This is a genomic window from Streptomyces sp. SUK 48, assembly GCF_009650765.1.
Lineage (GTDB): Bacteria > Actinomycetota > Actinomycetes > Streptomycetales > Streptomycetaceae > Streptomyces.
In genome coordinates this window covers 3299395-3320778 of record NZ_CP045740.1, presented here as the reverse complement: position 1 = coordinate 3320778, position 21384 = coordinate 3299395, and the positions used below count along the sequence as shown (strand labels likewise).

The window sequence follows — 21384 nt, the reverse complement described above, 5'->3', positions numbered from 1 at the left end:
GGGCCACGGCGCCGATGAACTCCCCCCACGCCGATTCCCCCCGGCACCGGGCCGTCACTTTGCCCCCCCCGGACGGGTACGGCACCGGGGACGCGGCCGGTGACCTCGACGCAGGCGCCGCCGCCGAACGCCTTCGGTGAGCACGACAGGGGCGAGCCCGGTCGGGTCGGCCTAGCCCCTTCCCTCCGGGACCGCGCTCGTCGGTGGGGCTGTTGTGGCCGGGTGGTTGCGGACGTCGTCCGTGCAGGCGTAGCGGCGTAGCGGGGCGGGGGCGGGGCCGCCCAGGATGACGGAGCCGTCGCCCTCCGTCGCGGCCGAGTCCGAGAGGGTGCAGACCAGTTGGGCCAGGGCGGACGCGGGGAGGCGGGAGGGCGGGGTGCTCAGGCGGAGGGTGTCCTCGGGGTCGTGCGGGGCGGGCCCGGAGACGGTCAGGCCGCCCGGCACGTAGGTGGCGTAGCCCGCGGAACGCTCCGCCGAGGAGGGGGCCGTGGCCAGCTGGTCCAGCAGGCCCTGGGCCACCATCACCCGGCGGCGGGCGTCAGGGGTGCCCTCCGGGACCCGTACCGTGCGGTCCATGGTCACCAGGGACGCCCCGCACAGCAGGAAGACCTGGACGGGAACGCCCTGCTGCGTCGCCTGGCCCGAGCCCGTCAGGGAGCACGGGACCCGTGAGGGCGCCGGGCCGAAGTCGGTCGGCACCTGGGTGGCGCGGATGCCGCAGCCGGTGAGCAGGGCGCCCAGGAGGGGCAGGGCGAGCCAGCGGCGCCCGTGTCGTGGTCGTCGTACCGTCGTCATCGCCCCTCCTTCCCCCGCGTCGTGCTGCCGTCGCCGTCCTTCTTCGCATCCTTCCCGCCGTCTTCGTCCGGTTCCTCCGTCAGCTCCGACGCGTCCCGGGGCAATCGGAGGGTGAACACCGCTCCGCCCTCGGGGGAGTTGGCGGCCGTGATCTCGCCGCCGTGGATGTGCGCGTTCTCCATGGCGATGGACAGGCCGAGGCCACTGCCCTCCGAACGGGGGCGCGAGGCGCTGGCCTTGTAGAAGCGGTCGAAGACGTGCGGCAGGACGTCCTCGGGGATGCCGGGGCCGTGGTCGCGGACCTGGATGACCACCGAGTCGGACGCCTCGCGCACCGCGACCCGGACCGGCGAGCCGCCGTGCTTGAGGGCGTTGCCGATCAGGTTGGCCAGGATCACGTCGAGCCGGCGCGGGTCGAGGCGGGCGTGGATGCCGCGCGCGGCGTCCAGCTCCACCGCGTCCAGCCAGGCCCGGGCGTCGATGCAGGCGGTGATCTGGTCGGCGACGTCCACGTCGTCCAGGACCAGCCGGGCGGTGCCCGCGTCGAAGCGGGTGACCTCCATGAGGTTCTCGACCAGGGTGTTCAGGCGGCGCGTCTCGCTGACGACCAGGCGGACGGCGGGCTCGATCATCGGGTCCATGCTGCCCGCGTCCGCGTCCAGCTCCTCCTCCAGCACCTCCGTCACGGCGGTGATGGCGGTGAGCGGCGTCCGCAGCTCATGACTCATGTCGGCGACGAAGCGCCGGGAGGCGTCGTCCCGCGCGGCCATGTCCGCGACCCGCTTCTCCAGCGCCTCCGCCGCGTTGTTGAACGTCCGGGAGAGATCGGCGAGTTCGTCCGTCCCGGACACCCGCAGCCGGGTGTCCAGCCTGCCCTCGCCGAGGCGGCGGGCGGCGACGCCGAGGCGGTGCACCGGCTTCAGCACGGTCGTGGCGGCGGCCTGCGCGAGCAGCGCCGCGCCGATCAGCGCGAGGCCGGTGGCGATGCCCAACGACCAGGCCAGCGAGTCGAGATCCTTCGCCTCCGGCTCCAGGGACTTCGCCATGTAGCCGGTCGGACCGCCGCCGATCACCCGCGTACCGGCGACCAGGAACGGCGTGCCGTGCTCCACGACGCGCTGCCAGTACAGGTGGTACGACTGCTTGTCGGTGTCGCTGGTCTCCTGCTGCCGGCCCACCGCCGTACGCAACGACGCGGGCACGTCCTCCAGGGAGAACCCGTTGATGCCACCGGAGTTGCCGTACACCGTCTTGCCGTGCGCGTCCTGGCCGACCAGGAGCACGCTGAAGCTCTGGCTGCTGGACGCCATCTGCCCGGCGGTGCGCTGGAGTTCGTCCTGGGTCGGATGGACGGGCAGCGCGCCCGCGCGGTTCTGCATCTCCTGGCGGAAGTCGCGCAGCACCGCGTCCTGGGCGCGGGTGAGCACCGCCTCGCGGTTCAGCCAGTAGGCGATGCCCGACGCCGACACCGCGGCGGTGAGCGCGACCAGGCCGAAGACGACGACCAGCCGCAGCCGCAGACTGGTGAACCTGAGCCGGGACAGACCCCCCTTGCGCCCCGCGGACCAGCCGCGCGGCCCCCCTCGCGTATCGCTCACGAAGGAGTATCCAGGCGGTAGCCGACACCACGGACCGTACGGATCAGGGTCGGGGACGAGGGCACGTCCTCCACCTTGGCGCGCAGCCGCTGCACACACGCGTCCACCAGGCGGGAGTCACCCAGGTAGTCGTGCTCCCACACCAGCCGCAGCAGCTGCTGGCGGGACAGCGCCTGGCCGGGCCGCCGGCTCAGCTCCAGCAGCAGCCGCAGCTCGGTCGGGGTGAGCTGGAGGTCTTCGCCGTTCTTCGTCACGGTCATCGCCGAGCGGTCGATGACCAGGCTGCCGAAGCTCGCCGAGTCGCTGGACTCGCGCTCGCCGCGCCGCAGCACGGCCCGGATCCGGGCGTCCAGCACCCGGCCCTGGACCGGTTTGACCACATAGTCGTCGGCGCCGGACTCCAGCCCGACGACCACGTCGATGTCGTCGCTGCGCGCGGTCAGCAGGATGATCGGCAACTGGTCCGTGCGCCGGATGCGCCGGCACACCTCGAACCCGTCGATACCGGGCAGCATCACGTCCAGCACGATCAGGTCCGGCCGCTGCTCGCGCAGCAGCTTCAGACCGTCCTCGCCGCTGGCAGCGGTGGCCACACGGTGTCCCTGGCGCGTCAGTGAGAGCTCCAGGGCCGTCCGGATGGCGTCGTCGTCCTCGATCAGCAACAGGGAAGGCACCCGCTCATTCTGGCCCATGGACGGGCTGTCGTACGACCTGTCGGCCACAGCCCCGCAGTATCCCCACGACCTGCCCCGCACCACCGTCACCCCCCTGCCCCCTGTCCGCGCTAGCGCGACCGGCTGGGCACTTCCTGTGACGGCGCCGAGGGCCGGGGGCCCTGTGACAGGTCTGTGACAGTCGGGGGACACACCGATGAAGTCACCCCGGCAGGCTTTTCGTCACGGGCACGGCGAGCAGCCGGATCCGGCCGAACTGGCCGGAACGGCCCGGAGCACGACCGGGCGAAGGCCCGGAGCAGGACCGGGTGAAGACCCGGAGTACGGCCGGGTGAAGACCCGGAGCAGGACAGAAGCACCGGAAGTCCACGACGGGGAGCGCGAGATGAACACGCTGCACAGCATCAGCACCAGCGCAGTGGTCACGCGTCTGCACGACGTGCACCGGGGGTCGGAGAAGTCCGGTGCCGATGGGGGTACCTCCCGCGCGAGTGCGTTCGAGCGCGGGGGAGCACGGGGGTGTGCTCGCGGTGCCGGGCGTCAGCACGGCGGGTACGGGCAGCAGCCCTACATGTCGGTGATCGACGCGCGCACGGGGGACACGCACGGGGGAAGCGCGTACAAGGAGGGCACGGGGGAGCGTCGCTCGCTGACGGAGGCGGAGTTCACCGCCTACGTCCGGGAGCGCCGCGCCTCCCTGTACGCCACCGCCTACCACCTGACCGGCGACCGTTTCGAGGCCGAGGACCTGCTCCAGAGCGCGCTGTTCTCGACCTACCGGGCGTGGGAGCGGATCAGCGACAAGGCGGCCGTCGGCGGCTACCTGCGGCGCACGATGACGAACCTGCACATCAGCGCCTGGCGGCGGCGCAAGCTCAACGAGTACCCGACCGAGGAACTGCCCGAGACGCCCGGCGAGACGGACGCGATGCGCGGCACCGAGCTGCGCGCGGTCCTGTGGCAGGCGCTGGCGCGGCTGCCCGAGCTCCAGCGCACCATGCTGGTCCTGCGCTACTACGAGGGCCGTACGGACCCGGAGATCGCGGACATACTCAACATCAGTGTCGGCACGGTGAAGTCCAGCATCTGGCGCTCGCTGCGCCGGCTGCGCGAGGACGAGGTCCTCAGCTTCGGCCGTGACGAGGAGAACGCCTTCGGCGAACTGGTCGCCTGAGGTACGGGGGAAGCACGGGGGACGTAGGGGGAACACGGGGAACGGGGACCCGGGCCGCTGGGGGCGGCTCGGAAAGCACGGGGGAACGACGGGGGAACGACGGGGGAGTACGGGGCGACGGGGAGCACGGGGTAGCCGCTGTGGGGGTGGTGGCCCGTGGCCCGTCGGTCCGTCGGCTCATGGGGGAGGAGCGACGGGGGAATCAGGGGGATACGGGGGAAAGCGGGGAATCACGGGGGAGGAACCGGAGAGGGGCTGATCGGACCGGGGGGTCCGGGCGGCCCCTCTTTGCCGTTCCCCTTCGCCGTTCCCCGCGCTCTACCGTCCCGCTTCCCGGTGCCGTCGCCCGGCGGTGGTGTACTTGCCGGCCCACTCGGCGACCGTGAGCCGGCGCAGGGCCTCGTCCCGGTCGCACGGGTAGGCCCCCAGGGCCACCTGGCGGGCGACGATCGTGCGCTCGGCGCGCATCAGCCGCCAGCCGCGGCGCAGCAGGAACGGCACCGACTTGCGGCCCTCCTTCAGGTCGCGCACGAAGCGCCGCCGGAAGGTGGTGACCGCGCCGCGGTTCAGGCAGAGCGCGTCGGCGAGGACGCCGAGTTCCCGGCAGCGTTCGACGATCTCCGCGGCGAAGATGCCCTCCGCGATGAACAGGGGTGTACGGTCCAGCCGCAGCGTCTCCTCGCCGGTACGGGCGCTGAGCGAGATGTCGTACACCGGCACCGGCGTCGAACCCGTGGCGCACAGGCGGCTGATGGCGTCGAGCGCGACCTGCGCGTCCCAGGATTCCGGGTGGTCCCAGTCGATGTCCGAACTCCCCTCCACCAGAGGCAGAGTCGGGTCGTCGGCCTCTTTGTAGAAGTCGTCCAGGCGCAGGACGGGCAGCCCGGAACGGGCGGCGACCAGGGACTTGCCCGAACCCGAGGGGCCGCACAGCAGCACGACACGGGCGGGGGGCGGGGGATGAATGCTCACGGAACACCAGTTTGACGCATGGCGTGGCACCTGCCGACCCCGCGGTTCGCTTTTGAAGCGCGGGTCACTTCTCAACTACCCTGTGTCGCGACATCATTACCCTGCGCACCAGAAGGTGGCACCAGCGATGGCCCGACACAGCAAGCCCCAGCACCCCACCGCGCGCCGTGCCCTGTTCGCCCTCGTGACCGCCGGCGCGGCGCTGGGCGCGGGCGCGGCGACGGCCCACGCGGACACGGGCGCACCGCTCGTGCACGTGCCGTGGCGGCCGACCTCCCTGGGCAACATCGACCCCCAGGCGGGCCTCACGGTCCTCACCGGCACGCTCGGCTACGTCACCGGCCCGGTCGCCGGCCTCAAGCCCAACCCCCTCGCGGGCACCGGCGTCGACCCCCTCGACAACGGAGTGGGCACCCAGATCGCCGACTTCAAGCCGGTGGGCTCCCAGATGCTGACCGCCCCGATCGCCGAGGCCCAGTCCCTGGGCAGCCTCCCGGTGGTGGGCCAGGTGCTGTCGGGGCTGAGCCACTAGGGCGCCTTGCAACGGGGCGCGGGGAACCGCGCGATCGGCCGAGTGCGACCCGCACCCGGCCGACGGCGACGGTTCCCCGCGCGGACCCCGTCAGCAGCCAGTCGGTAGTCCGTCACCAGTCCGTCAGTACGACGAACCCGCGGCGCCCAGTGCGCCCGTCGTGTGCCACACGGTCTTCGTCTCCAGGAAGGCCGTCAGGCGTTCGGTGCCGGGGGTCGCCGTGAAGTCGACGTCCCGGGGGCGCAGGACGCGCTTCAGGTTGTCGGCGGCGGCGATCTCCAGTTCCTTGGCCAACTCCTCGTCCGCGCCCGCGAGATCGATCGCGTTCACGTCCTGGTGCGCGGCCAGCGAGGGGGCGATCTCGGACGGGCGGCCGGAGAGGATGTTCACCACGCCGCCCGGGACGTCGGACGTGTCCAGCACCTCGGCGAGGGAGAGCGCCGGGAGCGGGGCCTTCTCGGCGGCGATGACGACGGCCGTGTTGCCGGTGGCGATCACCGGGGCGAGGACCGAGACCAGGCCGAGGAACGACGACTCCTGGGGGGCCAGTACGGCGACCACGCCCGTCGGCTCCGGCGAGGAGAGGTTGAAGAACGGGCCCGCGACCGGGTTCGCGCCGCCGACCACCTGGGCGATCTTGTCGGTCCAGCCGGCGTACCAGACCCAGCGGTCGATCGCGGCGTCCACGACGGCGGCGGCCTTGGACTTCGACAGGCCCTCCGCCTCGGCCACCTCGCGCACGAACTGCTCGCGGCGGCCCTCCAGCATCTCCGCGACCCGGTACAGGACCTGACCGCGGTTGTACGCGGTCGCGCCGGACCAGCCGCCGAACGCCTTGCGGGCCGCGACCACCGCGTCCCGGGCGTCCTTGCGGGAGGACAGCGGTGCGTTGGCCAGCCAGTTGTTCTTCGGGTCCGTCACCTCGTACACCCGGCCGCTCTCGGAACGCGGGAACTTGCCGCCCACGTACAGCTTGTAGGTCTTGAAGACGGAAAGTCGTGCGTCAGACATCGAGGTACGCCTCCAGGCCGTGGCGACCGCCCTCGCGGCCGAAGCCCGACTCCTTGTAGCCGCCGAACGGCGAGGTGGGGTCGAACTTGTTGAACGTGTTGGACCAGACGACACCGGCGCGCAGCTTGCTCGCGACGGCCAGGATGCGGGAGCCCTTCTCGGACCAGATGCCCGCCGACAGGCCGTACTGCGTGTTGTTCGCCTTGGCGACCGCCTCGTCCGGGGTGCGGAAGGAGAGGACCGACAGCACCGGGCCGAAGATCTCCTCGCGGGCGATGGTGTGGGCCTGGGTGACGTTCGTGAAGAGCGTCGGCGCGAACCAGTAGCCGGCGTCCGGCAGTTCGCAGGCGGGGGACCAGCGCTCGGCGCCCTCCGCCTCGCCCGCGTCGGCCAGCGCGGTGATCCGGGCCAGCTGCTCCGCGGAGTTGATCGCGCCGATGTCGGTGTTCTTGTCCAGCGGGTCGCCCAGGCGCAGCGTGGACAGGCGGCGCTTCAGCGCGTCCAGCAGCTCGTCCTGGATCGACTCCTGGACGATCAGCCGCGAGCCGGCGCAGCAGACCTGGCCCTGGTTGAAGAAGATGCCGTTCACGATGCCCTCGACAGCCTGGTCGATCGGGGCGTCGTCGAAGACGATGTTCGCGCCCTTGCCGCCGAGTTCGAGGGTGAGCTTCTTGCGCGTGCCGGCCACGGTCCGCGCGATCGCCTTGCCGACCGCCGTCGAGCCGGTGAACGCGACCTTGTTCACGTCCGGGTGCGCGACCAGGGCGGCGCCGGTACGGCCGTCACCGGTCACGATGTTGACGACGCCCTTGGGCAGGCCCGCCTGGCGGCAGATGTCCGCGAAGAACAGGGCGGACAGCGGGGTGGTCTCGGCGGGCTTCAGGACGACCGTGTTGCCGGTCGCGAGCGCCGGGGCGATCTTCCAGGCCAGCATCAGCAGCGGGAAGTTCCACGGGATGACCTGGCCGGCCACGCCCAGCGGCCGCGGCTCGGCGCCGAAGCCCGCGTGGTCGAGCTTGTCGGCCCAGCCCGCGTAGTAGAAGAAGTGGGCCGCGACCAGGGGGAGGTCCGCGTCGCGGGTCTCCTTGATCGGCTTGCCGTTGTCCAGCGTCTCCAGGACGGCCAGTTCGCGGCTGCGCTCCTGGATGATCCGGGCGATGCGGAACAGGTACTTGGCGCGCTCGGCGCCGGGCAGCGCGGACCACTTCTCGAAGGCCCTGCGGGCGGCCTTCACGGCGCGGTCGACGTCCTCCTCGGAGGCTTCGGCGACCTCCGACAGCACCTCTTCGGTGGACGGCGAGACGGTCTTGAAGACCTTGCCGCCGGTGGCGTCGGTGAACTCGCCGTCGATGAACAGGCCGTAGGACGGCGCGAGGTCGACGACCGAGCGGGACTCGGGCGCGGGTGCGTACTCGAATGCGGATGCGGATGCCATGGTGATCAGTCCACCGTCACGTAGTCGGGGCCGGAGTAACGGCCGGTGGCCAGCTTCTGACGCTGCATCAGCAGGTCGTTCAGCAGCGAGGAGGCGCCGAAGCGGAACCAGTGGTTGTCCAGCCAGTCCTGGCCCGCCGTCTCGTTGACCAGGACGAGGAACTTGACGGCGTCCTTGGTCGTGCGGATGCCGCCGGCCGGCTTCACGCCGACCTGGATGCCGGTCTGGGCGCGGAAGTCGCGCACCGCCTCCAGCATCAGCAGGGTGTTGGCGGGCGTCGCGTTGACGGCGACCTTGCCCGTCGAGGTCTTGATGAAGTCGGCGCCGGCGATCATGCCGAGCCAGGAGGCGCGGCGGATGTTGTCGTACGTCGACAGCTCGCCGGTCTCGAAGATGACCTTCAGCCGGGCGCTCGTCCCGCAGGCTTCCTTGACGGCGACGATCTCGTCGTACACCTTCAGGTACTTGCCCGCGAGGAACGCGCCGCGGTCGATGACCATGTCGATCTCGTCGGCGCCCGCGGCGACGGCGTCCCGCACGTCGGCCAGCTTCACCTCGAGGGCGGCGCGGCCGGCCGGGAAGGCGGTGGCGACCGAGGCGACCTTGACGTGGGAGCCGGCGACGGCCTCCTTGGCGACGGCCACCATGTCCGGGTAGACGCAGACCGCGGCCGTGGTCGGGGCGGTGCGGTCGGTCGGGTCGGGGTGGACCGCCTTGGCGCCGAGCGCCCGGACCTTGCCCGGGGTGTCCGCGCCTTCCAGCGTCGTCAGGTCGACCATCGAGATGGCGAGGTCGATGGCGTACGCCTTCGCGGTGGTCTTGATGGAACGGGTGCCGAGCGACGCGGCGCGCGCCTCCAGGCCGACCGCGTCGACGCCGGGCAGCCCGTGCAGGAAGCGGCGCAGCGTGCTGTCGGACGCGGTGACGTCGGCGAGCGCATGTGCGGGGGGTGCGGTGGTGGGCATGGTCACCAGACGAGCATATCTACGCGCGTAGCTGCTGTACACCCCCGGGGCGGATTCCGGGTCTCTCCGGTCCGTGCGGAGCCCGGAAGATCACGGATGGATACGGGTGCCGGGGCACATGGCGGCGCCCGCCGCGGCGTCATGCACAATCGGGCCATGACGACCCCGGACAACAAGCCACCCGCGTCGCAGCCTCCGGTACCCGCCGTGAAGGACCGGATCTACCGCTCGCCCATGGGGCTCGCGGGCGGCGCGCTGCTGCTCGCGGTCGTCGCCTGGCTGGGCTTCGACGCGCTGTTCAAGGGCCACGGCCGCACCCCGTGGCTCGCGCTGGCCTCGATGATCCTGGTGCTGCCGCTGGTGATCGCCTTCACGCTGCGCCCTGCCGTGTTCGCCAACGAGGACCGGCTGCGGATCCGCAACCCGTACCGGGTGATCACCGTGCCGTGGACCGAGGTGGAGGCGCTGCGCTCCAGCTTCACCAACGAGGTGCGCACCAAGTCCGGCGCCAAGTACCAGCTGTGGGCCGTCCCCGTGTCGCTGCGCGGCCGCAAGAAGGCCGAGCGGCGGGCGGCGGCCGCGGCACGGCGGTCGGCGACGGGCAGCGCGGGGCTCGGCGGCGGGATCGGCGCCCGGGGCGTCGGCTTCGGCACTCTCGGCGCCGGGGGCGACGGGCCGAGCCGCGCGGAGAGCGACAAGGTCATGGACGACCTGCGCGACCTCCTGGACCGGCGCGGGAACGAGGAGCCCGCCCAGGGCGGTACGACGATCCGCTGGGCCTACGAGGTGGCGGCGCCGACGCTGGCGGGCGCCGTACTGCTGGTGATCCTGCTGGCGACCGGCGGCTGAGAAGACGGCGGTACGGGCCGTACGGCGTTCGCGGCGCCGGTACGCGCGAGGGGCGCCCCCTGGGATCGGGACCGATCCGGGGGGGGTGCCCCTCGCTTTTCCGGTGATTTCCGGTGGCCGCGTTTCCGGTGTCTTCCGGTGGCCGCGGCGGTTTCAGATGCCGGCGGCCGCGGAGAGGTCGCGCTTGACGGCCTCCAGGAGCTCCTTCGCGCGGGCGTGCGCCGCCGGGAGGTCCGCGCGGTCCGGAACCGGTACGACGACCTCCAGGTAGCACTTCAGCTTCGGCTCGGTGCCGCTGGGCCGGACGATGACGCGGGCGCCGTCCAGGGTGTAGCGCAGGCCGTCCGTCGGCGGCAGCGTCTCGGTGCCCCGGGTCAGGTCCTCCGCCCGGGTGATGGCCAGGCCCGCGAGCCGCGTCGGGGGCTGCTCGCGCAGGCGGCGCATCGCGTCGGCGATCAGGGAGAGGTCCTGGACGCGCACGGACAGCTGGTCGGTGGCGTGCAGGCCGTGCTCGACGGCGAGGTCGTCCAGGAGGTCGAGGAGGGTACGGCCCTCCTCCTTCAGCCCGGACGCCAGCTCGGTGATCAGGAGGGCCGCGGTGATGCCGTCCTTGTCGCGCACGCCCTCGGGGTCCACGCAGTAGCCGAGGGCCTCCTCGTAGCCGTAGCGCAGGCCGTCGACGCGGGCGATCCACTTGAAGCCGGTGAGCGTCTCCTCGTACGGCAGCCCCGCCTTGCCGGCGATCCGGCCGAGCAGCGAGGAGGAGACGATCGACTCCGCGAAGGTGCCCTGGACGCCCCGGCGCACCAGGTGGGCGGCGAGCAGCGCGCCGACCTCGTCGCCGCGCAGCATCCGCCACTCGCCGCCGTCCTTGACGGCCACGGCGCAGCGGTCGGCGTCCGGGTCGTTGGCGATGACCAGGTCCGGATCGGTCGCGCGGGCCAGGCCGAACGCCAGGTCCATCGCGCCCGGCTCCTCCGGGTTGGGGAAGGCGACGGTCGGGAAGTCCGGGTCGGGCTCGGCCTGTTCGGCGACCAGCACGGGCTCCGGGAAGCCGGCCCGGGCGAAGGCGGCGAGGAGGACGTCCTTGCCGACGCCGTGCATGGCGGTGTAGACGGTGCGGGCGGTGCGGGGGGAGCCGGCGGCCAGTACGGCGTCCGTACGGGCGAGATAGGCGTCCAGGACCGCGTCGTCCAGGGTCTCCCAGCCGGACTCCGGGCGGGGTACGTCGTGCAGGGAGGCGATCGCGTCGATCTCGGCGGCGATGCCCGCGTCGGCCGGGGGCACGATCTGGGAGCCGTCGCCCAGGTACACCTTGTAGCCGTTGTCCCGGGGCGGGTTGTGGCTCGCGGTGACCTCCACGCCCGCGACCGCGCCCAGGTGCCGGATCGCGAAGGCGAGCACGGGGGTGGGCAGCGGGCGGGGGAGTACGGCGGCGCGCAGACCGGCGCCGGTCATCACGGCGGCGGTGTCGCGGGCGAAGTCGGCGGACTTGTGGCGGGCGTCGTAGCCGATGACGACGAGGCCGGCGTCGGGGCCGCCGTGGGGGGCGCCGTTCTTCTTCAGGTACGCGGCGAGACCGGCGGCGGCGCGGATGACGACGTTCCGGTTCATGCGCATCGGACCGGCACCGAGTTCACCGCGCAGGCCGGCGGTGCCGAACTGGAGGGTGCCGGCGAACCGCGCCGCCAGTTCCTTCTCGTCGCCGGCCTCGATCAGCTCGGCGAGTTCGGCGCGGGTGTCCGGGTCGGGGTCCTCGGCGAGCCATGCGCTGGCCCGCGCGATCAGATCGTGCACCTTGGGATCAACCTCTCCTGTGTTTGCCGATGTCCTGCCCGCCCGACTCGGTCGGCCGGATGGGTGACGGGTGGGGCGGGGCGGTGGGGATGGCTCCGGGGGCGGCCCGGGCCTTGCTCGTCCGGACCGCGCACGCCGTCCGCCGCCGGCGGGGACGTGATGCCGTCGGCGGGGACGTACACACGACCCGGTGCCCGCCCGGTCAGTCCACGCCGCCCGGCTCTCGACCGGGATGCACACGTGCCCCGCCGCCCGGCCGGACGGCCCGCGCGGCCCGGCTCTCGTCCGGGGCGGGCCCGTGGTCCGCCGTCGGGCGGGAACGTGCATGTGATCCGCTGCCCGGCCGGACGACTCGCGCCGCCCGGCCCTCGTCCGGACCACGCCCGTCAGCCGCCACCGGACTCGACACGCGGGTCGTCCGACGCGGGTCGTCCGACGCGGGCCGTCCGACGCGGGCCGGGACGCACGCCGCCCGGCGCCGGCCGGACATCTGCGGGGTCCGGCGCCGGCGGGGGCACGCGCGCACCGCCCCACCGTGGCCGCCGCGCCCCACCACGGCCGCCGCGCCCCACCGCGGCCCCGGCAGCCCCCGTGCTCCCGGTGCCCGGCCGGGCCCCGGCGTCCGGGTCGCCCGATGTCCGGACCGTCGGCCGGGGGCTACAGCTTGCGCAGCACCTGGGCCAGCAGCGTCCCCATGCGGGCGGCGGAGTCGCGGCCGGCCTGGAGGACTTCCTCGTGGTTGAGGGGCTCGCCGGTCATGCCCGCGGCGAGGTTGGTGACCAGGGAGATGCCCAGGACCTCGGCACCGGCCTCGCGCGCCGCGATGGCCTCCAGGACCGTGGACATGCCGACCAGGTCCGCGCCGATGACACGGGCCATGCGGATCTCGGCCGGGGTCTCGTAGTGCGGGCCGGGGAACTGCGCGTAGACACCCTCCTCCAGGGTGGGGTCCACCTCCTTGCACAGGGCGCGCAGCCGCGGCGAGTACAGGTCGGTCAGGTCGACGAAGTTCGCGCCCACGATCGGCGAGGTCGCCGTGAGGTTGATGTGGTCGCTGATCAGCACCGGCTGGCCGGGGCGCATGCCCTCGCGCAGACCGCCGCACCCGTTGGTGAGCACGATGGTCTTGCAGCCGGCGGCGACGGCCGTACGGACGCCGTGCGAGACGGCGGCGACGCCACGGCCCTCGTAGTAGTGGGTACGGCCCAGGAAGACGAGGGCGCGCTTGTCACCGAAGGTGTACGAGCGGACCTTGCCGCCGTGCCCCTCGACGGCCGGCGGCGGGAAGCCCGGCAGCTCGGTGACCTGGAACTCCGCGTCGGGAGCGCCGAGGGCGTCGACGGCCGGAGCCCAGCCGGAGCCCATCACGAGGGCGACGTCGTGGGTCTCGGCGCCGGTCAGTGCGCGCAGGCGCGCGGCGGCGGCGTCGGCGGCGGCGTACGGGTCGCCCTGGATGTCGTCCGGAAGAAGAGATGCGTTCACGTGGACGAGGGTAGCCGCTTCTCGCCTACGCGCGTAGATGACAGACCTCACGGGATTGGGATCGTTGTCTTGTCGTTTCCGACGATGGATTACCGCGGGTAATTCATCGGTGCGCGGGATGCGCGCCGGTCAGCAGGGGCGCTTGCGCAGCTCCATCACATAGTCGTGGGGCGCGCCGGCGGACTCCACGGCGTCGGCGATCTCGCCCAGGTAGCGGGCCGAGGGGAGGCCGCCCTCGTAGTCGTTGAGGACATAGGTCCAGGCCGGCTTCTCCCCGTCCAGGGTGTGCACGCGGACCCGGACCCGGCGGTACGTGCCGAGGTCCACGCCGTCCCAGCGGTCGAGGGACTCCTCGTCCATGGGCGCGATGTCGTACAGGCCCACGAACACCTGGGCCAGCGGCTCCTCGACGATCGTCGCCAGCGCGCCCTCCCAGCCGAACTGCTCCCCGCCGAAGGTCAGCCGCCAGTCGTTCAGCCAGCCCGTGGCGCGCAGCGGGGAGTGCGGGGCGCGGCGGGACATCAGCCGGGCGTCGAGGTTGCCGGCGTAGGCGGCATAGAGCGACATGGGGGAGAGGGTACGGCAGCGCTCCCACCCCGCCCGCGCGCCCCGGGAGCGAGCCCCGGGGCGCCCCTGAGGCTCCGGGCCGGGACCCATCGGGCCGCACGCCGGCGGGGGGCCTCGTCACCCAGGCGCTCGTCGGGCGGCCGGGTGGGATTACGTACGGTTCGTCATCCGGGGAACACGCGTCGGCGCACGTCGGGAGGGCCCCGCCGCCCCCGGGCAGTGGCACCTTGAAGCGTGCGGGACAATGGGGTACGTGACTCGGATCGTGATCATCGGTGGCGGACCTGGCGGATATGAAGCGGCGCTGGTGGCCGCGCAGCTCGGCGCGGAGGTGACCGTCGTCGACTGCGACGGCCTGGGCGGCGCGTCGGTACTGACCGACTGCGTGCCGTCCAAGACCCTCATCGCGACGGCCGAGGTCATGACGACCTTCGACTCGTCGTACGAGGAGCTCGGCATCATCGTCGCCGACGACACCCCGCCCCTGGAGCAGGCCGCCCGCGTCGTCGGCGTGGACCTGGGCAAGGTCAACCGACGGGTCAAGCGGCTCGCGCTGGCGCAGTCGCACGACATCACCGCCTCCGTGACGCGGGCCGGCGCGCGGGTCATGCGCGGACGCGGACGCCTGGAGGGCATGCAGTCGCTCGACGGGTCGAGGAAGGTCGTCGTCACCGCCGCCGACGGCACCGAGGAGACCCTCACCGCCGACGCCGTGCTGATCGCGACCGGCGGTCACCCGCGCGAGCTGCCCGACGCCCAGCCCGACGGCGAGCGCATCCTCAACTGGACCCAGGTCTACGACCTCGACGAGCTGCCGGAAGAGCTGATCGTGGTCGGCTCCGGTGTGACCGGTGCCGAGTTCGCGGGCGCCTACCTCTCGCTCGGCTCCAAGGTCACCCTCGTGTCCTCCCGCGACCGGGTGCTGCCCGGCGAGGACCCGGACGCCGCCGCCGTCCTGGAGGACGTCTTCCGCCGCCGCGGCATGAACGTCATGGCCCGTTCCCGCGCGCAGTCCGCCAAGCGCGTCGGCGACCGGGTCGAGGTCACGCTCGCCGACGGCCGCGTCATCACCGGCACGCACTGCCTCATGGCGGTCGGCGCCATCCCGAACAGCGCGGGCCTCGGCCTGGAGGAGGCCGGCGTCAAGCTGCGCGACTCCGGGCACATCTGGACCGACAAGGTCTCCCGCACCACCGCGCCCGGCGTCTACGCCGCCGGTGACGTGACCGGCGTCTTCGCGCTCGCGTCCGTCGCCGCCATGCAGGGCCGGATCGCGATGTACCACTTCCTGGGCGACGCGGTGGCCCCGCTGAACCTGAAGACGGTCTCCTCCAACGTCTTCACCGACCCCGAGATCGCCACCGTCGGCTACTCGCAGGCGGACGTGGACGCGGGCAAGATCGACGCCAAGGTCGTCAAGCTGCCGCTGCTGCGCAACCCGCGCGCCAAGATGCAGGGCATCCGGGACGGCTTCGTCAAGATCTTCTGCCGCCCGGGCACGGGCATCGTCGTCGGCGGTGTGGTCGTGGCGCCGCGCGCCTCGGAACTCATCCACCCCATCTCGATCGCGGTCGACAACAATCTGACGGTCGAACAGATCGCGAAAGCCTTCACGGTGTACCCCTCCCTCTCGGGATCGATCGCGGAGGTCGCGCGCCAGCTGCACACCCGCAAGGCGGGCGCCGAGGGCTGATGACCTGCGGCGACTTCCCGCTGATCGCGGGGAGTCGCCGGACATGCGGCTGGCATAGTCGGGCGGGATAGGTCGGGGGAAGGTCCTATACCACTTCGGGTTCGGCCATGCGAACAACTTCTGTTAATCGGCGCAAACTGCTGAAAGCAGACGGTCGCTGGGGTTACTGTCAGTTTCGTGTTCGCTGCTGAACGTCGCCAATTGATCCTCGAAATGGTGCGAGCGAACGGTGCCGTGTCGCTCCGTGAGCTCGCCCGCGTCGTCCAGACCTCCGAAGTGACCGTACGGCGGGACGTGCGGGCGCTGGAGGCGGAAGGACTCCTCGACCGCCGGCACGGCGGTGCCGTACTGCCGGGTGGGTTCACCCGGGAGTCCGGCTTCCCGCAGAAGTCGCACCTCGCGACCGCCGAGAAGACGGCGATCGCCGATCTCGCGGCCGGCCTCGTCGAAGAGGGCGAGGCGATCGTGGTCGGCGCGGGTACGACCACACAGGAGCTGGCCCGCCGGCTCGCCCGCGTGCCCGGTCTCACGGTGGTCACCAACTCCCTGCTGGTCGCACAGGCGTTGGCCCATGCGAACCGGGTGGAGGTCGTGATGACCGGTGGCACCCTGCGCGGCTCCAACTACGCGCTCGTCGGCTCCGGTGCCGAGCAGTCCCTACAGGGGCTGCGGGTGTCGAAGGCGTTCCTGTCCGGGAGCGGGCTGACGGCCGAACGCGGGCTGTCCACCTCCAACATGCTCTCCGCGTCCGTCGACCGGGCGCTCGTGCAGGCCGCCGCGGAGGTGGTGGTCCTCGCCGACCACACCAAGCTGGGGACGGACACGATGTTCCAGACCGTGCCGACGGATCTCATCACCCGCCTCGTCACGGACGAGCCGCCCGGCCACGACGACCGCGCCGCGACGGAGTTGCAGGCCCTCGCCGACCAGGGGGTGCAGATCGCCGTGACCGGGGCGAACGGAAGCCCGGGGGGTGACCAGGTCCCGCCGGCCCGCCGCCCCCAGCTGCCGGGACCACGCCGGGGCAACCCCCTGCGCTCCACCTCCGTCCTCTCCGACCAGCCCCAGCCTTCCGAACGGGCCAGGGTCGCCGACCTCCGCCGCAGGTGAGCCGCGCCGCGCTCGCCGAGCCGAGGGGCCGAGTCCTCGTCGGCGGGCGGGCCGAGCGACCCACCGGCGGGTTTATGACGCCGTGAGCCGTATACAGGCGTGACCGGTGCGGGCTGCTCCTGGTGGCCCGGGCGGGAACGCGCTGCCGGGAGCTGCCGATGCTGAGGGCTGTCCGGCCGGGCCGAGCCCGGCGGGGACCACTCGGCGCGGCCGGGTGACGTGGGCTGTACGACGGGATCGGCGGGCGCGGCTGAAAGCACGGGCTGCCGTGGCCCCGCGCTGCTCAGGCGGACCGGCACCGGACGGAACGGCCATGGGGAGGCTGCTTCGGCACACCGGCCGACCGGGCCGGGCGGAGGCTGCGGGGGCGGGGCGAGTCGCCTGTCCGCCGGGAGCCCGGCGCTCGCCGTTCCGGGCAGTCCCGAGCCCCCCTCGGCACACCCGGCCGTCGGCCGGCGCCCGCCCGCTTTGCCGACGCCTTCGCGCAACGCCTTCGTACGCCCCCTTCGTACGACGCCACGGCCGAGCCGGCGGGAGGCCGCCCCGCGCGGCCGGGCGCCCCCGCCGGGTCCGGTGAACGCCCGGTTCGTCGTCGGGGTCGGCCGGCCGCGTCCCGCCGCCGAGGACCCGCTCTCGCCGCCGTCGGAGCCCCGCTCCGAGTCCCGCCCCCAGCAGCCGCGCCCGCGCCCCGCACACGCCCGTCCGTGCCGTCCTCCACGCCCCGGAAGCCCCCGACGACGAACCGGCCCCCGGTGCACACGCACCAGGAGCCGGTTCAGGTCGTACAGGCGGACGTCAGTCCTTGATCTCGCAGATCGCCGCGCCCGAGGTGATCGACGCGCCGACCTCCGCGCCCAGGCCCTTGATCGTGCCGGCCTTGTGGGCGTTCAGGGGCTGCTCCATCTTCATGGCCTCCAGGACGACGACCAGGTCGCCCTCCTTGACCTCCTGGCCCTCCTCGACGGCCACCTTCACGATGGTGCCCTGCATCGGGGAGGCGAGGGTGTCGCCGGAGGCCACCGGGCCGGACTTCTTGGCCGCGCGGCGCTTGGGCTTGGCGCCCGCCGCGAGGCCGGTACGGGCCAGGGACATGCCCAGCGAGGACGGCAGCGAGACCTCGAGCCGCTTGCCGCCGACCTCGACGACCACGGTCTCGCGGCCCGTGTCCTCGTCCGCCTCGGCGTCGGCCGGCGCGGCGAAGGGCTTGATCTCGTTGACGAACTCCGTCTCGATCCAGCGGGTGTGGACCTTGAACGGCTCCGTGGAGCCGGTGAGTTCGGGCGCGAACGCCGCGTCCCGGACCACCACGCGGTGGAAGGGGATCGCCGTGGCCATGCCCTCGACCTGGAACTCGTCCAGCGCCCGCGCGGCCCGCTCCAGGGCCTCCTTGCGGGTGCGGCCGGTCACGATCAGCTTGGCGAGGAGCGAGTCCCACGCCGGGCCGATGACCGAGCCCGACTCCACACCGGCGTCCAGGCGGACACCGGGACCGGACGGCCCGGTGAACGTGGTGACCGTACCCGGGGCGGGCAGGAAGTTGCGGCCCGGGTCCTCGCCGTTGATGCGGAACTCGAAGGAGTGGCCGCGCAGCTCCGGGTCGCCGTACCCGAGCTCCTCGCCGTCCGCGATGCGGAACATCTCGCGGACCAGGTCGATGCCAGCGACCTCCTCGGTCACCGGGTGCTCGACCTGGAGACGGGTGTTGACCTCCAGGAAGGAGATCGTGCCGTCCTGGCCGACCAGGAACTCACAGGTTCCCGCGCCCTCGTAGCTGGCCTCCTTGAGGATGGCCTTGGAGGCGCGGTACAGCTCGGCGAGCTGCTCCTCGGACAGGAACGGTGCCGGCGCCTCCTCCACGAGCTTCTGGTGGCGGCGCTGGAGCGAGCAGTCACGGGTGGACACGACGACCACATTGCCGTGCTTGTCCGCCAGGCACTGGGTCTCCACGTGCCGCGGACGGTCCAGGTAGCGCTCCACGAAGCATTCGCCGCGCCCGAAGGCGGCGACCGCCTCGCGCACCGCCGAGTCGTACAGCTCCGGTACCTCTTCGAGAGTGCGGGCGACCTTCAGGCCGCGGCCGCCGCCGCCGAACGCCGCCTTGATGGCGATCGGCAGACCATGCTCCTCGGCGAAGGCGACGACCTCGTCGGCGCCCGAGACCGGGTCGGATGTGCCGGCCACCAGGGGCGCGCCGGCGCGCTGGGCGATGTGGCGGGCCGCCACCTTGTCGCCCAGGTCGCGGATGGCCTGCGGCGGCGGGCCGATCCAGTTCAGACCGGCGTCGAGGACGGCCTGCGCGAATTCGGCGTTCTCCGAGAGGAAGCCGTAACCCGGGTGGATGGCGTCCGCGCCGGACTCCCGGGCCGCGTTCAGGACCTTCTCGATGTCCAGGTAGCTGGTTGCCGGTGTGTCACCGCCCAGGGCGAACGCCTCATCCGCAGCGCGGACATGCAGAGCGTCCCGGTCCGGGTCCGCGTAGACGGCAACGCTCGCGATCCCCGCGTCCCGGCAGGCCCGAGCCACCCGGACAGCGATTTCGCCACGGTTGGCGATGAGCACCTTGCGCACGATTGAGGCTCCCTCCTTGAAACAAGCCGAGTTTAGGGACTGCCGACACGGCTTCTCGACCCGTCCCCAATGGTGAGCTTGCCCACACGGAGCGTGATGCGGGGCTCGCCCGACCCGCGAAAGTCCCCGTGGCACCGTGCTACGCAGGACTCCTCCGGAAAACCCTAGCCCTGTCATGTGGCCAAGGTCTCTGTAAGAGCGTGCTGCGGCCCACTCGGTTTCTTTGTCGAGTCCCTACGAATGGCCCAATGATTCTTTGCTGCCGCACGAACCCTTGTCCCCTGGTTTACCCGTTAGTAGCGTTCGCCCTGTCTCGGACTACTGCTGGTAACAGCGGTCAAGGTGGGGAGCGGGTGGGGCCGGTGGTGCGCAGAACCGTGGCGTGGGTGGTGACCGTCGTCCTCCTCGTGGAGGCGTTCGCCATCGGGGCGCTGAACTGGTTCCTCGGCGTGGTCGTGGAGCGGCAGAAGATGTCCATGGCCGGCGTGGACCCGCATCTGATGTCGACGTCCTCGAAGATCGGCGGCGTCGTCTTCGGCCTCTACTTCCTGCTCTGCGCCCTGGTCGCCCTGCTGGTGGCGGTCCGCGACCGCGCCCCCGCCGGCTTCGGGCGTGTCGTGCTGATCAGCGCGGCGGTCGTACACGGCCTGCTGGGCGCCTTCGCCTGGGGCCTGGTCAACGCGACGGCCTTCCTGGCGATGATCGTGATGCTCGCCCTCCTGGTGCTGCTCCTGGTGTCGTACGACCGTGACGGCGGCCGCGCCGAGGCCGCGCCCGGCGGGGACGGCCGGGACGGCGGGAGCGGGGGCGGCCCGAGGGCCGTCGACGAGCCTGTGGACGCCTCCCCGGTCCCTCCGGGGGAACCGGCGGCCGGGCGCCCGGCGGGGCCGCAGGACGGGGACGACGAGCCGCAGGACGCCGTCCCCGAGCGGCTCACCCGGCCGGTGCCCACAACTCCGTGATGCCGACGCCCAGTTCGGCCAGCAGTTTGCGCACCAGGGGCAGGCTGATGCCGATCACATTGCCGTGGTCGCCCTCGATGCCCTCGATGAAGGGCGCGGAACGGCCGTCCAGGGTGAACGCCCCGGCGACGTACAGGGGCTCGCCGGAGGCCACGTAGGCGGCGATCTCCTCGTCGCTGGGCTCGCCGAACCGTACGACGGTGGAGGCGGTCGCCGAGACGAAGCGCTTGGCGGCCGTGTCCCAGACGCAATGCCCCGTCTGGAGGATGCCGGCCCGGCCGCGCATGGACTTCCAGCGGGCGGTGGCCTCCTCGGCGTCCGCGGGCTTGCCGAGCGCGCGGTCGTCCAGCTCCAGCACCGAGTCGCAGCCGATCACCAGGGCGCCCTGCACCTCGGGCAGCGCCGCCACGACCGATGCCTTGGCCTCGGCGAGGGCGAGGGCCAGTTCGGCCGGGGTGGGGGCGGTGACGGCGTCCTCGTCGACCCCGCTCACGATGACCTCGGGCGTGAGGCCCGCCTGCCGGAGCAGGCCGAGACGGGCGGGGGACTGGGAGGCGAGAACGAGTCGCCTGCGGTGCGTCGAGGTCATGCGGTCAGGTTAGTCACCCGATTGCGGGCCCGCGCGAATCACCTGGCGGCGGCCCGCGCGAATCACCTGGCGGCGGGTCCGGCGCGGACCCGGTGGGCGCGGCGCGGGCGGTGGGCGCCGGCCGGAGCCCGGTGGGCTCAGCGCAGCCCCATCAGAGCGGCCACGATCATGGCCCCGGTCACCGCCACGGCCATCAGGATGCCGAGCCGCCGCAGCATGTCCTGCGCGTCGCGCAGCTCTTTCGGCGGTTCGTCGTCAGGGTCTGACCAGAGCATGCCTTAAGCGTGCGGCCTGGTCGGCGGGGGCCGCCTGAGTACGGGTACTCAAGTCGGCCCCCGGCGTCGTACCTCCGTACGCTGCCCCGCGCGCCCCTGAGGGCCTCAGCTGGGCCAGTAGGTGCGGGTCCAGGCCGCCGCGCCCGCGCGGGGGACGCGGGCGGCGGCGACGCGGGCCGGGTCGGACCACGCGTCCCTCGGGCCCCGCACGCCGGCCGGCGCGGCGGCCGCCGCCGCGGCGCGGGCGCGGACCACCGCCAGGGCGGCGGCCAGCTCCTCGGGGGTCGGGTTGCCTCGTACGACCTTGATCGTCATGTCGGCTCCTGTCGGTCGGCG

General features: G+C 72.7%; 20 protein-coding genes. 6 read left to right on the top strand and 14 right to left on the bottom strand.

The window, feature by feature from the left end; all coding sequences use genetic code 11:
• Positions 1 to 171: 171 nt before the first annotated feature.
• The 3 genes from GHR20_RS14055 to afsQ1 are packed head-to-tail and all read right to left on the bottom strand — an operon-like array spanning position 172 to position 3067.
• Complete coding sequence (locus GHR20_RS14055) at positions 172 to 795, bottom strand: hypothetical protein (RefSeq protein WP_153813359.1); 624 nt, start codon at positions 793 to 795, stop codon at positions 172 to 174.
• A complete protein-coding gene (locus GHR20_RS14050; RefSeq protein WP_153813358.1) occupies positions 792 to 2393 on the bottom strand; it encodes a HAMP domain-containing sensor histidine kinase in 1602 nt (533 codons plus the stop codon). The genes GHR20_RS14055 and GHR20_RS14050 overlap by 4 nt, the downstream gene beginning before the upstream one ends.
• Entirely contained in the window at positions 2390 to 3067 is a 678-nt protein-coding gene (gene afsQ1 / locus GHR20_RS14045) for a two-component system response regulator AfsQ1 (RefSeq protein WP_086809919.1), read from the bottom strand. Before afsQ1 ends, GHR20_RS14050 begins: the two co-directional genes overlap by 4 nt.
• A 385-nt stretch (positions 3068 to 3452) precedes the next feature.
• On the opposite strand from afsQ1, the gene GHR20_RS14040 reads away from it, so the two are divergent.
• Complete coding sequence (locus GHR20_RS14040; RefSeq protein WP_153813357.1) at positions 3453 to 4241, top strand: SigE family RNA polymerase sigma factor; 789 nt, start codon at positions 3453 to 3455, stop codon at positions 4239 to 4241.
• 318 nt (positions 4242 to 4559) lie between these two features.
• Here GHR20_RS14040 and GHR20_RS14035 read toward each other — a convergent pair whose 3' ends face one another.
• The gene (locus GHR20_RS14035) at positions 4560 to 5213 is read right to left on the bottom strand and encodes a uridine kinase (protein WP_153813356.1); all 654 of its coding nucleotides are present in this window, start codon (positions 5211 to 5213) and stop codon (positions 4560 to 4562) included.
• Between the two features lie 127 nt (positions 5214 to 5340).
• Here GHR20_RS14035 and GHR20_RS14030 point away from each other — a divergent pair, with 127 nt between their 5' ends.
• Entirely contained in the window at positions 5341 to 5745 is a 405-nt protein-coding gene (locus GHR20_RS14030; RefSeq protein WP_111586475.1) for a hypothetical protein, read from the top strand.
• A 123-nt stretch (positions 5746 to 5868) separates the two neighbouring features.
• Here the strand turns inward: GHR20_RS14030 and GHR20_RS14025 are convergent, their stop codons facing one another.
• The 3 genes from GHR20_RS14025 to deoC are packed head-to-tail and all read right to left on the bottom strand — an operon-like array spanning position 5869 to position 9156.
• Positions 5869 to 6756, bottom strand: coding sequence for an aldehyde dehydrogenase family protein (locus tag GHR20_RS14025; protein ID WP_153813355.1), 888 nt, complete (start codon positions 6754 to 6756; stop codon positions 5869 to 5871).
• Positions 6749 to 8191 (bottom strand): aldehyde dehydrogenase family protein, encoded by a 1443-nt coding sequence (locus GHR20_RS14020; RefSeq protein ID WP_111586477.1) that lies wholly within the window; start codon positions 8189 to 8191, stop codon positions 6749 to 6751. Before GHR20_RS14020 ends, GHR20_RS14025 begins: the two co-directional genes overlap by 8 nt.
• Positions 8192 to 8196: 5 nt before the next feature.
• Positions 8197 to 9156 (bottom strand): deoxyribose-phosphate aldolase, encoded by a 960-nt coding sequence (gene deoC / locus GHR20_RS14015; RefSeq protein ID WP_153815976.1) that lies wholly within the window; start codon positions 9154 to 9156, stop codon positions 8197 to 8199.
• A gap of 156 nt (positions 9157 to 9312) precedes the next feature.
• On the opposite strand from deoC, the gene GHR20_RS14010 reads away from it, so the two are divergent.
• Positions 9313 to 10005 (top strand): PH domain-containing protein, encoded by a 693-nt coding sequence (locus tag GHR20_RS14010; RefSeq protein ID WP_153813354.1) that lies wholly within the window; start codon positions 9313 to 9315, stop codon positions 10003 to 10005.
• Positions 10006 to 10158: 153 nt separating this feature from the next.
• On the opposite strand, the gene GHR20_RS14005 is transcribed toward GHR20_RS14010, so the two are convergent.
• The 3 genes from GHR20_RS14005 to GHR20_RS13995 form a co-directional block, all read right to left on the bottom strand.
• On the bottom strand, positions 10159 to 11802 hold the full coding sequence (locus GHR20_RS14005; RefSeq protein ID WP_153813353.1) for a phospho-sugar mutase: 1644 nt from the start codon (positions 11800 to 11802) through the stop codon (positions 10159 to 10161).
• A gap of 657 nt (positions 11803 to 12459) precedes the next feature.
• Positions 12460 to 13284, bottom strand: a complete 825-nt coding sequence (locus GHR20_RS14000) for a purine-nucleoside phosphorylase (RefSeq protein WP_111586480.1) — start codon at positions 13282 to 13284, stop codon at positions 12460 to 12462.
• 129 nt (positions 13285 to 13413) lie between these two features.
• On the bottom strand, positions 13414 to 13851 hold the full coding sequence (locus GHR20_RS13995; protein ID WP_111586481.1) for a gamma-glutamylcyclotransferase: 438 nt from the start codon (positions 13849 to 13851) through the stop codon (positions 13414 to 13416).
• 244 nt (positions 13852 to 14095) lie between these two features.
• Here GHR20_RS13995 and GHR20_RS13990 point away from each other — a divergent pair, with 244 nt between their 5' ends.
• Both GHR20_RS13990 and GHR20_RS13985 read left to right on the top strand, forming a co-directional pair.
• Positions 14096 to 15544: an NAD(P)H-quinone dehydrogenase gene (locus GHR20_RS13990; RefSeq protein ID WP_148026656.1), complete on the top strand. Its 1449-nt coding sequence runs from the start codon at positions 14096 to 14098 to the stop codon at positions 15542 to 15544.
• Positions 15545 to 15745: 201 nt separating this feature from the next.
• Entirely contained in the window at positions 15746 to 16654 is a 909-nt protein-coding gene (locus tag GHR20_RS13985) for a DeoR/GlpR family DNA-binding transcription regulator (protein ID WP_202441066.1), read from the top strand.
• 795 nt (positions 16655 to 17449) lie between these two features.
• Here GHR20_RS13985 and GHR20_RS13980 read toward each other — a convergent pair.
• Positions 17450 to 19222 (bottom strand): biotin carboxylase N-terminal domain-containing protein, encoded by a 1773-nt coding sequence (locus GHR20_RS13980; RefSeq protein WP_111586484.1) that lies wholly within the window; start codon positions 19220 to 19222, stop codon positions 17450 to 17452.
• 377 nt (positions 19223 to 19599) lie between these two features.
• Here GHR20_RS13980 and GHR20_RS13975 point away from each other — a divergent pair, with 377 nt between their 5' ends.
• Positions 19600 to 20184 (top strand): hypothetical protein, encoded by a 585-nt coding sequence (locus GHR20_RS13975; protein ID WP_243878344.1) that lies wholly within the window; start codon positions 19600 to 19602, stop codon positions 20182 to 20184.
• Here the strand turns inward: GHR20_RS13975 and GHR20_RS13970 are convergent.
• The 3 genes from GHR20_RS13970 to GHR20_RS13965 form a co-directional block, all read right to left on the bottom strand.
• Entirely contained in the window at positions 20156 to 20773 is a 618-nt protein-coding gene (locus GHR20_RS13970; RefSeq protein WP_111586485.1) for a nucleoside triphosphate pyrophosphatase, read from the bottom strand. The genes GHR20_RS13975 and GHR20_RS13970 overlap by 29 nt on opposite strands.
• Positions 20774 to 20910: 137 nt before the next feature.
• The gene (locus tag GHR20_RS36790) at positions 20911 to 21048 is read right to left on the bottom strand and encodes a hypothetical protein (protein ID WP_181516653.1); all 138 of its coding nucleotides are present in this window, start codon (positions 21046 to 21048) and stop codon (positions 20911 to 20913) included.
• Positions 21049 to 21153: 105 nt separating this feature from the next.
• Positions 21154 to 21363, bottom strand: a complete 210-nt coding sequence (locus tag GHR20_RS13965; RefSeq protein WP_153813352.1) for an acyl-CoA carboxylase epsilon subunit — start codon at positions 21361 to 21363, stop codon at positions 21154 to 21156.
• Positions 21364 to 21384 lie beyond the last annotated feature (21 nt).